Origin of the sequence: Wolbachia endosymbiont (group A) of Volucella bombylans (genome assembly GCF_964026965.1) — a bacterium.
GTDB lineage: Bacteria > Pseudomonadota > Alphaproteobacteria > Rickettsiales > Anaplasmataceae > Wolbachia > Wolbachia pipientis.
The window spans coordinates 689501-702731 of sequence record NZ_OZ034717.1 but is presented as its reverse complement, the minus strand read 5'-3'; the positions used below and the strand labels follow the sequence as shown (position 1 = coordinate 702731).

Sequence of the window (13231 nt, the reverse complement as noted above, 5' to 3'; positions counted from 1 at the left end):
ATGCTAAAATTTTTGCTGATAATACCGTTTTTTTTTCTGTCAGGCTGCGGGGAACATCACTGTATTAAGCCAGAAAATTTATCAGGTTTGCGTGAAAAACTAGATATAGTGTCAACAGAGCAGAAGTGGGTTGATTCCGGTGTTAATATCTCAGATAGAATAAGAGTAACAGAGATTGGTATAGTGCCTAGTAAGGTTAATTTTTGCCCTAAGCAGTATGAAGATTTTGCAATTGGGCCTGGGGAAAATAGCGTTACATTACCATTTGCACTTAAGGAAGGCGATACGATAAGCTTTAGTGTTATTGGAAGTAAAGTGTGTAAAGATAAAGAGAGTGAGACAAAAATCAGGTATGTGAAAATTGATGAAAAGTGCAGCGAACAAGAAACGGAACATTTTGCACATGTTTTAAATCGAGAAGGATGTCAGGGTGAAATATGTCCTAATAAATATATAATAGGCGATGCGCAATGGTTGAATGGAAAAGAGTACTGGGATTCAGATTTTTCGCAGTTAAGTCAAGATACAAACATTATTAATTCTATAAAACAAGGAGAAAGTGTAAACTGCAGTGAGCTTTCAAGTGATCAGAAAAACAAAACAGATACGCGCATTTTGAATTTACTCTGCGGACGTATATGTAAATTTCCTTCCGACAGCGGAAACAAAGGTTGCGCATACATTGAATACAATAGTATAGAAGGTGAGATATTCAATGCTTTAAATTCTAGTGGTGAATCTGTTATTGCTGAAACTATTAGTAACGTATTAAAGGAAAAACAGGTAAAAACTGACATTACACTATTACGTGTTCACATGGATGGTGAAGATTTTGAACACATTCCAACAGGTGGCATATGCACTAACTGTGATTATAAGATAGAAAAATACCATCGAACACCAAGTTTAACTTTTAGTTTATGTAGTAGAAATGACGAGCACTGCTATGATAGAAATGACAAAGGTGGTTTCAACATAAGAGTAGCGAAGAACCACAGTCTGGAGAATAGTTTGTATATAAGCGTCTCTGACAAACTTCCTGAGCATAAGCCTGGTGAAAACCAAGCGGATATATCTGTAGATATCAGCAAAGTTCATGATACTGAGTACATGGAAGGCTTAAAGGAAAAGTTAAAAGAAAAAAAAGGCACCATATATTATGGAATAAGAGACCATGGCTGCGATTACAAAAATGAAGGTCAGTTTAGTATTAACCTAACAACTAAAGAGCCACCTACAAAAACTTTTAGTGCAATATATAATTTCTTTGATGAAAAAGTGAAAACTGCATTTTTCGGCTCTAATTATAAAGACCCTAACGCAATTCACTCTGATACTAGTCCTGTGAAGTCTCTTTACGAAAGTTTTATAAAATCAAGCAGAACAAATACCATTAGATCTACTATAATATCACTATTAGTACTATATATAATCTTATATACTCTTTATTACTTTTTTGGATTAACTCATATTTCTATATATGAGTTTTTAATTATATGCGTAAAGATAGGAATCATCGCCCAGCTATTGCAGGATAATAGCTGGGACTTTTTTTATAACAACGCATTCTCTATATTTATTAACACTCCAAAACAACTAATAGAAATAGCAAATTTTAGAGGCACTACTTCAAATGTTTTTGAGTTTCTTGATTTGCCGCTCAATAGGTTCTTGTCATCGCATTCAGTATTGTTAATAGTATCTCTTATATTTTCTGGCCCTTTGGGCATTGTATCTTTTTGCTTGGTGATTTGGGGTTTAATCACAGTGAGCTTATCTATTTTTAATGCCTTATTTTCTTTTATTACATCTATAGCAATAGTTGCGTTATTACTTTCTTTAGCACCTATTTTTATTATTTGTCTTTTATTTGCGTATACTAGGCAGATGTTTCAAAACTGGGTTAAAAATTTAGCAAGATTTGCAATTCATCCAGTGGTCCTTTTAATTTTTATATCACTGATAAGTCAGGTTATGGATTATATTGTGTATTCAGTATTTGATTTTGAGGTCTGCTCTACATGTATACTTAATATTAACCTAAAGATTTTTAACCCTTGTATTTTTTATGGTTATGCTTCCAAATATACACCTAATATTACCGCTATGATGGCTTTTGTTATTTTGGGACACGCTATGAAAGCTTTAGTTGAAGCTTCTTCGGCAATATCTGACTCGTTGTTTGGTGCTTATGTAGCAAGCGAACCTGGAAGACAGTATCAACAAAGCTTAATGGGAACAGTAGGGTTAGATGAACAAAGCGTTCAAAGAAGAGAAAGAGGAGATGCCTCTCAACAGTCAGGTACGTCAAGACCTCAAATACCACAAGGGACTCAAAGGTCAACGCCTCAGATACCACAAGGAAGACAGCAATGATAAGTAAAAGATCACTATTGTTGATACTGTGTCTTGCAATCACTGGTTGTAATATGGATTGTGTCGAGCCTGGGTTGCAGAGCAAAAACACCAGCGTTAATGTGGATGTTCCAGTTCGTAAAGCCGATAAAATTCATTGGGTTGATTCTGGTCAGGTAATTAGTCAGGGTGAGAAAATCAAATTCACCCTCGATGGATCAGTAAATTTTTGCCCTTTTAAAGAAGACAAAAATCCAAGGAAAGTACTTGTGCCAGCTAGCTTTTGTGCTGATGGCTCAGAACCAAATTATAGTAAGGCTGCGGATATTAATAGTGTACCTAACAATTATGGTGTTAATGAAAGTAAAAACGAACTATGTGGTGGCAAAGGATTTGGCAGCAATAGACGTTATGTGGACACTGGAATTAAAGTAAATCCTGGTGACAAGTTAAGCTTCAGCTTAGTTCCCAGAAAAATAACAATTGATTACGACAATCCAGAAGGGAAAGGCATCAATTTTGATGACAATTGTTATAAAGCTGTAGAAAATGACCGTAAGGAAACTGTATATAAGAAAGCTACAGTGAGTGAAGTACATCAGGGGGGAGAGTTTTTTTGTGATGGTAAAGATGGTACAAAAAATAAAATACAATTTTTACCTCTTGATAAAACAAAAGCAAAGGAAAGCAAAGTGCTAGTTGGCAATGGGTATACCCCATATGATAATAAGGTGCATTTTAATAAAGGTTATATTCAAGACAACGAACCATGGGTATATGGTTCACTACTTGATTTACGCCGCGCTAAAATAGGATTGAACGAGTTATGTGATGGAAAAAACTGTAGTCTTGATGAGAGAAAAAAGTACTCCTCCTATGAGCTTAACTGTTACCATCAAAATATATGCTATACTGAGAAGGGTATATGGAACTATGGTTTAGGTCAAGCAGGAGAACGGAACTGTGTCTCCTCTATAAGGTATAAGAAGTACGATAAAGGAAATAAATGTGATATGTATTCTTATCTAGAAAAAATGGAAGGGAATGTTAAAGCAGGTAGTTTTACTGAAGATGATAAATCTTGGGCTGAGGCTCTTGTTGCAAAAATAAGCGATCCAGGTGATGCAAGTATTTCTGAAGGCAAGCGTAATGATATGAAGGGCGATGCTAAAGGTATTCAATGTCTTCCAAAAAGAGGAGGAGCAGGAAAGGAGAAAAATGATAAACTAGTATGCTCAAAAATCAGTGATAATTTTGAAGATTTTTCCTTAAAATTAAATCATGACTATCCAATAGGAAGTGTAACACCTGGTAGCAGTGTGATGCTTGCCATTGCAGATTATGGTCACTATGGAGCTAATAGAGGTGGGTACCATGTTAAAGTGACTAGATCATGTGAATATATTAATGGCGAAAAATTATATGTATATTTAGGTGATGAGCCACCTAAAGATTTGCATGGTGTGGGAACTAATGATTTTAAAGTGGTAGGAGTGAGAGAAAGAGTAAACGGAAAAGATGAGTACACCATATTAGATGTAATAAGCGGAGAACACTTTCAGAACGAAGAATCTAAGAAGATATATTTCGGCATCAATGTAAGCAACGTAGAGAGAGATGACATTACAGATAAAAATGGCAAATATTATGAAAATAATAAGTACACAGTAACTTTATTTGTTAAAAGAAAAATTAATGATTTTATTTCATCGAATGTAAACGGGGTATTTAAACTTATAAAAGAAGAAGTAATTGGGGACAGCGTTAAAGATTCATACAAAGGATATGCAAGAGGTCTTCTTCAAGGGGTAAGAGCTTTGCTTACTCTATACGTTATATTTACTGTCGTTGGCTATATGCTTGGAACAATACAGCTAAGTAAATTTGATTTCATTGTAAGAATGTTCAAGATAGCATTTATAGCTTTTGCCTTTAGCGATAGAAGCTGGGAACTTTTTGGTACAACTTTATCCAGACTTTTTATAGATGGTAGCACTTATTTGGTTGATAGCTTTTCTGGCTATATAGGGGAAGGGGGGAGAAAATTTGCATTCTTAGACTTGACAGCAGGAGTATTATTCACAGCAGAAACTTGGTTAAAGTTTTTATCATTGATGCTCTCTGGTCCTTTTGGCTTTATTGCATTTTTGGCAATACTCTACGCTACTTTTATGTTCTTAAAATGCATTATTAGCGCTACGTTTAAATATGTAATATCTACTGTTCTAGTGGCGTTTTTACTGTCATTAACACCTTTATTTATCGTATTTATTCTATTTCAAAAGACTAAACCCTTGTTTGATAATTGGATAAAAACGTTGGCTCATGTTTCATTAGAACCAGTCATTTTATTTTCATTTTTATCTCTTTTAAATCAGTTGATGTATTCAGTTTTATATAACCTCACAAATTTTTCTGCATGCTATCAATGTTTAATTAGCGTAAATTTCTTATCGTATGATCTGTGCTTGATGAAATCAATACTGCCTCTTGGATACAGTCCTGGCACTAGCGTTGATGTTGCACTCAGTACCGGAGAAAGGGCTGGTGGACACTTTGCAGCATTACCTATAGACCTAATCCAGGCGTTTATATACCTCATTATTGCCGGTGCAATGGAAGCTTTTGTTTCTATATCGGAAACTATGGTACAAACACTATTTAGCTCTGGTTATGGAGTTACTGGCGGTGTTGGTACAGTTGCTAAGAGCGCATCGCAAGCTATGCTGTCAACCGTTGGCCTTGATGATAAGACCCAAAGTATGATACAGAGTATCAAGCAGAAAATGAGTAAAGATCGGGGAAAAATTGAGGCTAAATTACCTAACACGCCAAAGCAACCAGACAAAAAAGAAGATTCTAAAGGAAGTTCTGATAAAACAACGAGTGATAGACCTAAAACATTAAAACAATCAGATCAGCAAAAAAATTCTGATGAAACAATAAGAAGTGATCCTAGTGCTAAAGCTAAAAACAAGGAAGAAAATGGAGAGGAGTAAGATATAAATGATATTATGGAGTAACTAATTAAAAAGATATTTTAAGTAAAGTTTTAGAAATTTATTCTGTATTTGGAAAAAGTTTAGATATGCAATCACGTTTAGGCAAATGTTGGTTTAGGGTATTACTTCTTGCAGCTTATGTGCTGATCACAGGTTGTAGTAAAAACGATATGCCTTTTCCAAGGTGTATATCTGCTGACTATTTTGGTCCTAAACCTATTGCAGTAAGCGCTTATTTTTCAAGCGACCACGATGCGTTTATTCCAGGAGATGGAGAAGTTATTGATCCTGAAACTGGCGAAATTAATTATGGTTTTCACCATAACCAAGTGGTGAAGTGGGAGGATACCGGACTCGAAACCAATGGAGATAGTTTAAAAGTGCGAGTTAATGGTGCATGGACATCTTGGAGTAATAATAACAAGAAGGAATCTAAAAAAGGCAGTTATACCTTACAAAGCTTGGAGCAGTTAAAATATGCAACTAAATTTGAAGGTAAACAAAGTGATAATAGTTTACCTAATTTTCACTTAGTTTGTAATGATTATAAACCTAGCATACAAAAATTTTCAAGTAAGCCTAATGCAAGTTGCACTGTAAATTGCAAGTGCATTAATGAAGATGATAGTGCAAATACAGTATCACGTGGTGCTCCATGTTGGTTTACCAACGGTCATGGTGCTTATCTTTTGTTTCAAACGGGGAAAGATGATCCTAACGAAAATCTAAAGTTAATGCGCGATCCTCAATATCCTACTGTACATCTAGGTTATAACTCCACAGCAGAGGGCGACAATGGATTTTTTACTTTAGACAGAGATAACACTAAATTAAAGGACAGAAATTGTAATGAGTTGAAGTTAAAAAAGGGATGGAAAATATATGTAAAAATATTAGATAGATATTACTTAGATAATGTAGGTGGCTACTCTTTTGAGTTCTTAAGTGGAGTGCAGCAGCCAAGTAGTTTTGGGTTTTTTGATTATATTTATAACTATCTAAAATGTGTATTATTGATTAACAAAAATTGTGAAGAGCATTTTAACAGTAACGATCCTGCAGCTGCACAAGCTATGTTCGAAAATATAGCTGAAAAAAGTACGAGCTTTCACAATTTTGTTCTTTCCTTGCTTGTTCTATTTGTAATGATTTCATCGCTTCTTTATCTTTTTGGCATGATACAAGAGACTAAGCATGATATGCTCATCAGAATGATGAAAATCACTCTAGTAATAGTGCTTATATCTCCTGGAAGTTTTAGATTTTTCTATGATCATTTTCTTGTTTTATTCGTTAAAGGTCTTGAACAATTGATAAGTATAATTACTAACTTTGCTCCCAACATGAACACCGGAAGTATTGCTCAAGGAGATGAAGCTAAGTTGTTTAGCTTCATGGAGGACATGTTCAATAAGTTTTTTGCTTATTCTGTTTGGAAAAAGTTTGCAGCGTTTTTGCATTACCAAATGTGGGCAAGCCTTCTGATGATACCGGCAATTTTCATAGGGATAGTTTTATATTTCTTGCTGTGCTTATATGCTTACATAATATTCCTCTCTGGTTTTATGGGTATAGCTTTTCTTATAGCTATCATGCCGCTGTTCCTAATCTCTATTTTATTCTCACCACTGAAAAGTCTATTTGAAGGTTGGATAAAATTCTGCATCAGCTTTTGTTTGCAGTCGATTATGATATTTGCTCTCTTGTCATTACTGGCTTCCATTATAATGAATACCTTTTATAGACAACTAGGTTTTACTGTATGCTACAATAAATGGTTCGAGGTAAGGTTATGTGCTCCAAAATGGGTGTTTGGTGGTTTTTGTATCATTGATAAACAGTATTTTGGTTGGACCCCAGGGCAAATTTTTGTACCTTACACTCTTGGAGAAGCTTCTCCACTTAACATAGATAAAAATATAGAAGGTATAGAAAAACTAAGCAGAGAAGGTGGTACAATAAAATTTACTGGCGGCGCTGGATATATCCCTCTTCCACCTGATTACATTGAAAAAGGGTTTCGTTATATAGATTATCCTTTCTTTAACCCAATTCCTGGTACTGAGAAGAATCCAGCAGACCACTATATTGCAGAAAGTGATATGATAGTGAAGAATGACTGTAGAGCAAAAGATCTAGTACGCTTAACAAATAGTTTATCATATGCATCAGAAAAAGCTGATATTCTACTGTTGATCAACAATATAGACAAAAAGATAGGTGGTATGAATAGTAAAATAACAGAGCTTTACTGTCGATCTCAGCAAGATGAAGCAAAGTGTAAAAATTATAGGAAAATAGTGGATGACTACAGAAAAGGTACCATAAGACCAGATCTCAAAAGAGAGATAAAGTCTTTGGTGCAAAGAGTATTAGAACAACAAGGTTGTGGAAGACTGAAACTTCATGATTTATATAAGGATCCCAACAGTGAATACTGTAAGAAATGTAAAGATTGTGAGGATTGCAAAGATTATCGAGAAAATAGTGATTACCAAAGGGTGCAAGACATACAGAGAGGTTATTTAATCAATGCAGGGGAAATCTTTGTATTATTCTTGCTTTCATTTTTAATGTTCTCCTTACGCACGTTCGTACAACAAATGGGCTCAAGTATCGCTGGTGGTGGATTCAGCGTTTACAATATATCTAGTATGTATTCTAAGCATTCTCCAAGCGCTACTGCACATGGCGACCCAGATGCGTCTTTTGTAAGTCAAATCTTATATTTTGGCAAATCAGCAGTGCAAGATAAAATTGGTGGAGGGTTAGAGTCTTTAGGCAGTTGGGCTACTCATTTACCGGATAGATTAGCTGGAGGTGCAGCTAATCTGCTGGGGAGAGTACCAAGAGTTGGAGGAGTGCTGAAATACGCTATTGATGTGCCACGTAAATTTGTAGGTGCTACTATTGAAGCAACAAAATTTGCAACATCACCTAAAAATGACGTTGATAAACTTGAGGAAAAAATCTACAGGGCATTTGGAGTTGATAAGGAAGATATTACGCATAGAAGGATCGGTAAATATTTAGAATATTACAAAGGATATGTAGGATCACATTTGGGCTATACAATAGAAGATGCTATGAAATTTACTTGGGAGCATGGCCTTGACTCTATAGGAAAGCATGGCTATGATCATAACCTACTCTATAGAGCAAAAGAATATAGGCGAGATTTCTTAGAGAAGCTTCATGATTACACTATCGGCCGTAAGAGAGAACCAGAAAAAGACAATCCTGATCAATCAAATAAGGTAGAACGAGAGTTAGGCACGGAACTAGTAAGAGATAACCATGATCAGCCACTAGAAGAAGGCGACCCTCTTCGACTACGAGGGGGAGGTCAGCCAGATAAGGTAGTACGAGAACTAAGCACAGAACAAGAAGACAAGCCTAATCAACTACAGCATGATCAGCCAACAGAAGAAGATAAGCCTGATCAATCAAATGAAGTGACACGAAATTTAGGCACGGAACCAAAAGGCCCAGATGAAATTGATGATTTTGGATCTGCTTTTGAAGGTATGGAAAAACGTGCTGAAAGAGAAGGCAGAAGAAATCAAGATAAAGTTTACAACCTCTCACCACTTTTTGAAATGAACACTCCAGAAGCTGTAGAAAAACGTGCTGAAAGAGCTAGAAGAAAAGAAGAAAGAGATCGAAAAGACGAAGTTTATAATCTTAAGCCTTTATTTAAAGAACCAAAAAATCCAGAAGAGTACGTTAAGGCACTTTTTGGAATGAATACCCAGGAAGCTATAAAAAAACGTGCTGAAAGAGAGGAAAAAAGAAATCGAGAAGACAGTAAAAGGAAATTACCGGAACCAATGAGGAAACCAGATGCAAAAGGAGATGAGAAGAGGATTGAAGATGAAGACTAATAAAAATTTCAAAGGCCTTGATTATTATAAATTGCAGCAAGACAAAGATGGCAACATAAAGTTAAATGACTACGACGACATTTTAAATGCGCGTAGGGCAAGGGTAGACTTGTTGCGGGATAACACATCACTTGACAAGGATGTCAATTTTGCTAAATTGAATAAAGCTTTGAGTGAGAAATTTGTAGATAATCATAGTTTATTGTCTGAATTTGATAAGGAAGACAAAGAGATTGTACAAGAAAGGATTAAGGTGTTTAGTATTTTAGAAAGTCTTGAAGACCTTAAAAGCGTGAAAAGTGAAGATCTGTTAGAGGTTAGCTTACTGCTGTCAGATCTTAGCTTCATAGAGAGAAATGTTGTACTAAATACCGATCAGAATTCTGATCTAGCAGGATTTAAAAACCTATTTATTGAAAAAAAAGCATCTGGTGAAGAGTATAGTGAAGAAGAATGTAGAGGCTTTCTTGATAATATAGATAAAATCAATACTATAATTAAGTTAGAGTTAGAAAGCAGAATTGAAGGGCTAAATCATGATGAAAAAAATGATCATGATGATTTACAAGATGAGATTGGTCAAGCAATTAATGCAGCAGGCAAATCAGAAAAAGATAACTGATGAGTCTTGTGTTTGTGTTTTTCTTACAAGCGACTCGATAGCTTCTCTCTATTAAACTGCTAAAGCCATATTGACATTAATCATATAGTATAAATAATTAATTATTTTGGAGCTTATTTAATATGCTACGCATCATTGCAGGCAAATATCGCGGAAGAAAAATAACTACAGGTAAGCATTTAGCTGCACGGCCAACTATGAGTATTGTCCGAGAAGCAATATTTAATATGCTTTCCTCAAGAAAACCTATTTATAACTTGAATGTACTTGATTTATTCTGTGGTAGTGGTTCTTTTTCATTTGAAGCGCTTTCTCGCGACGCTAAACATGCATTCATGGTGGATTCAGATTATTACAATTTGCAACTGCCTAAAAAAACAGCAGAAGATTTTGGAATTACGAACAATGTCACGCTAATTTGTTGTAGTGCTAACAAATTGCCACAACCTATTTCAAAGTGCGATGTAGTTTTTATAGACCCACCTTACAATAGCAATCTAGTTGAATCAACGTTGAATGGACTAGCTCACTCAGGCTGGTTAAGTGATGATGCATTGATAATTCTAGAGATTAGGAAAAACGAAGATTTTGAGTGCAATAAAAACTTCAGTATAATCTTGGAACGCACCTACGGTATAGCGAGAATAATTTTTCTTTCTCTATTAACTTGAACTTGCATATACTTTTCATTGATGAGTTCCAGTTCTATTTTCGTCAAGTTTCCGGAGAAATTACTTATTCTGTACTGCCCTAGATCAAAATTTTTATTAAATTCAGAGTCTATTAAATATTCATGTGCTTCTTCAATAAATTTATTTTCTTTTTCTTCGTAACTGGTGTATTTTGTTGTACCATTATTATCCTCACGATAAACTAAATGTTCTTTATGATCAGCATGAATATTTTTATTTTCACAAACCTTTTCAGGATCGTGCTCAAGTACTTTTCTACCAACAATCAATAGCTTATAAGAAATTTCCTATGATTCCTTTTAAGCGAGTTTTGAATTTTTGAAATGTCATGACATTGTTGATACGGTTATCAAGAAACGATAAAGTATCCACAAAATCTTCTGAATAATCATTGATAAAAAAAAGTATCGTACTTAAGTACACTCCAGCTAATATTGCTCTTTTTGTATAGTAGTTAAAATCTGTTGATTGGTCATAAATGCCATACCAAATCGCACTAACAGTTCTGTATAAAAGTTTACTAGAAAAATATGTATTTTTTGGTGATACAGAGAATAATAAAACATTTTTTAAAAGTTCTCTATAATTTGGTAGCTTAGCGTAATTTGAAAGGCGTATTTGAATGGCTAACTTTACTCGCTCTCGCACTTTCATATCTTCTAAATTAGAATTCCTTAGTTCAGCTTCCATTGAGCTATTTAAGTCCTCTGCTATGTGCTCCAAAGCGCTATATATTCCATTCTGAAATTTGCAAAAGCTATTAGCTAGATTAAGGTCAGTGCACACCTTTAATAGGGTTTCATCGCTTATCCCTTCAAATGGAATAACCCTAATTAGCTTATCTATTATTAACTTTTGTTCCACGCAACATCATACTAAACAGCATGTGTGATTGTACCTGAGATTTTCAAACATTCTACAAAATGCTTCACCACGTTCCTCGAAATTTTTCCATTGATCAAAAGAAGCACACGCGGGAGAAAGTAATATTGTTACTTCTTCTGCGCTATTTAAGGCCTCTTCAAAAGCCAATCTGAATGCATCTTCTAGATTGCAACATTTAACATAATCTACTTTATTCTCCATAACATTTGCAAAAGCTTCGGTTGATTCTCCAATAAGAAAAGCTTTTCTAACCCTTGTAAAATGCTTGCTTAATGATTCTATTCCACCTTTTTTGCTTCTTCCACCAGCGATCCAATTTATGTTTTCATAAGATAAGATCGCCTTTTCGCTCGATTTTGCATTAGTTGCTTTGCTATCGTTCACGAAAAACACATTTCTTATTTTGCCAAGCAGTTCATTCCTATGCCTCAGTCCTGAAAAGGACTTGATTCCATTGATAATAGTGTTGCTATCTACTCCAAGTACCTTACATACGGCATATGTGGCTGCTATGTTTTCTGCGTTGGATATTAGGTTTATTTTCACGTCGCTTACTGATAAGCTATGATTCTCTAGTTTTAACGAGATCTTCTGGATCCCAGTGCCCCTTTTGTCATCCAAGTAGCTGACACTGGGATCCAGATAATTTCGATCTATACCAGTAATCTGTTCACTATAATCAAGCAAATTGTTACCTGCCAATGATATTAGATCTCTTGCACCACCTTCTGTCATCTGAGTAGTTGGCAATGGTTTTTCTTTTCTGGATTCCAGCGTCACGCGCTGGAATGACATCGGGGAATATGTTACTGAGATTGGAATTTTGTCTCCAGTGAATTTGTTGAATATATCAGCAGTAATCTCATTGTCACATCCTATTACGGCAACCTCACTACCGTTTATCAGTTTTAATTTAGTTGCTATGTAGTTCTCCATACTTCCATGCCTATCTATGTGATCTGGTGTAATATTGAGCAGTGCTGAAATGTCCACGTTAATTTCATTCATCAACTCCAATTGAAAAGAGGAGAGTTCGATTACATAAATTTCTGCATCTCTTTCTAGATCCAAAACAGGAACGCCTAAATTTCCACCAATAGCTACTTTTTTCCCTGCAGATTTTAATATGTGCCCTATTAGTGATGTAGTGGTTGATTTACCATTTGTTCCTGTGACGCCTATTACCTTCTGGTTCGTAGTTTTAGCTTCAAGAAATAGCTCAATGTCTGATTTTATTTTGCAATCAAATCTCCTTGCAAGTTTTACTATCCAATGTGGCTCTGTTGGCACTCCAGGGCTTAAAACCAATGCACTGATCTCATGCCAATTGTATTCCTTGGGATGAATAAAATTACATTTTTTATTCATCATTTTTGCATTTGCTATTTGCTCTTCATGATCATCCCATGCATATATTCTTGCACCACTCTTTGTTAGAGCGTTAATGGCGGATAAACCAGTTTTACCAAGACCAAAAACCGCGACGTTTTGATTTTTGTATTTGTTTAGTTGCACTGCTAGATAACTTATGCGAACCATTTTATAAAGATATCGTACAAATTACAACAGACTTCTTTCGTAGGTTACAACTGTCATTCAATAGAAACAAAAAACTTCCTTGACAAACTCCGCCAGCCCCCTTATCATGATAGTGAAGCTATTGTATTTGCTTTCGCCAATCTGCAGATTAAAAGGTAAGGATTACTTAATGTATCGGCGTCTTATGTTCAATTTTTTGCAGTATATAGATACTGTATGTCTTTACAAAACTTCATCTACATCTAGATTTTT

General features: G+C 35.1%; 8 protein-coding genes. 5 read left to right on the top strand and 3 right to left on the bottom strand.

The window, feature by feature from the left end:
- From AAGD51_RS03440 to rsmD, 5 genes are all read left to right on the top strand, one after another.
- Complete coding sequence (locus AAGD51_RS03440) at window positions 1-2376, top strand: type IV secretion system protein (protein ID WP_265030068.1); 2376 nt, start codon at window positions 1-3, stop codon at window positions 2374-2376.
- Complete coding sequence (locus AAGD51_RS03435) at window positions 2373-5354, top strand: type IV secretion system protein (protein ID WP_236514732.1); 2982 nt, start codon at window positions 2373-2375, stop codon at window positions 5352-5354. The genes AAGD51_RS03440 and AAGD51_RS03435 overlap by 4 nt, the downstream gene beginning before the upstream one ends.
- Before the next feature lie 89 nt (window positions 5355-5443).
- Window positions 5444-9241, top strand: coding sequence for a type IV secretion system protein (locus AAGD51_RS03430; RefSeq protein ID WP_265040790.1), 3798 nt, complete (start codon window positions 5444-5446; stop codon window positions 9239-9241).
- Window positions 9231-9863, top strand: a complete 633-nt coding sequence (locus AAGD51_RS03425; RefSeq protein WP_010082417.1) for a hypothetical protein — start codon at window positions 9231-9233, stop codon at window positions 9861-9863. Before AAGD51_RS03430 ends, AAGD51_RS03425 begins: the two co-directional genes overlap by 11 nt.
- A 122-nt stretch (window positions 9864-9985) precedes the next feature.
- The gene (gene rsmD / locus AAGD51_RS03420; RefSeq protein WP_077188204.1) at window positions 9986-10534 is read left to right on the top strand and encodes a 16S rRNA (guanine(966)-N(2))-methyltransferase RsmD; all 549 of its coding nucleotides are present in this window, start codon (window positions 9986-9988) and stop codon (window positions 10532-10534) included.
- On the opposite strand, the gene AAGD51_RS03415 is transcribed toward rsmD, so the two are convergent.
- From AAGD51_RS03415 to AAGD51_RS03405, 3 genes are read right to left on the bottom strand one after another with little or no spacing between them, the layout of a single operon-like run.
- Window positions 10492-10824, bottom strand: coding sequence for a hypothetical protein (locus AAGD51_RS03415; protein WP_006279274.1), 333 nt, complete (start codon window positions 10822-10824; stop codon window positions 10492-10494). The genes rsmD and AAGD51_RS03415 overlap by 43 nt on opposite strands.
- A gap of 4 nt (window positions 10825-10828) precedes the next feature.
- Window positions 10829-11419 carry a COQ9 family protein gene (locus tag AAGD51_RS03410; RefSeq protein ID WP_064125504.1) on the bottom strand — a complete coding sequence of 197 codons (591 nt, stop codon included), beginning with the start codon at window positions 11417-11419 and terminating at the stop codon, window positions 10829-10831.
- 6 nt (window positions 11420-11425) lie between these two features.
- Window positions 11426-12979 (bottom strand): Mur ligase family protein, encoded by a 1554-nt coding sequence (locus AAGD51_RS03405; protein ID WP_077188203.1) that lies wholly within the window; start codon window positions 12977-12979, stop codon window positions 11426-11428.
- Window positions 12980-13231: the final 252 nt, after the last annotated feature.

Bases quoted from the DNA above. Each gene is read 5' to 3' on its own strand.
- AAGD51_RS03440 (WP_265030068.1), top strand. From the start codon at position 1: ATGCTAAAATTTTTGCTGATAATACCGTTTTTTTTTCTGTCAGGCTGC.
- AAGD51_RS03435 (WP_236514732.1), top strand. From the start codon at position 2,373: ATGATAAGTAAAAGATCACTATTGTTGATACTGTGTCTTGCAATCACT.
- AAGD51_RS03430 (WP_265040790.1), top strand. From the start codon at position 5,444: ATGCAATCACGTTTAGGCAAATGTTGGTTTAGGGTATTACTTCTTGCA.
- AAGD51_RS03425 (WP_010082417.1), top strand. From the start codon at position 9,231: ATGAAGACTAATAAAAATTTCAAAGGCCTTGATTATTATAAATTGCAG.
- rsmD (WP_077188204.1), top strand. From the start codon at position 9,986: ATGCTACGCATCATTGCAGGCAAATATCGCGGAAGAAAAATAACTACA.
- AAGD51_RS03405 (WP_077188203.1), bottom strand. From the start codon at position 12,979: ATGGTTCGCATAAGTTATCTAGCAGTGCAACTAAACAAATACAAAAAT.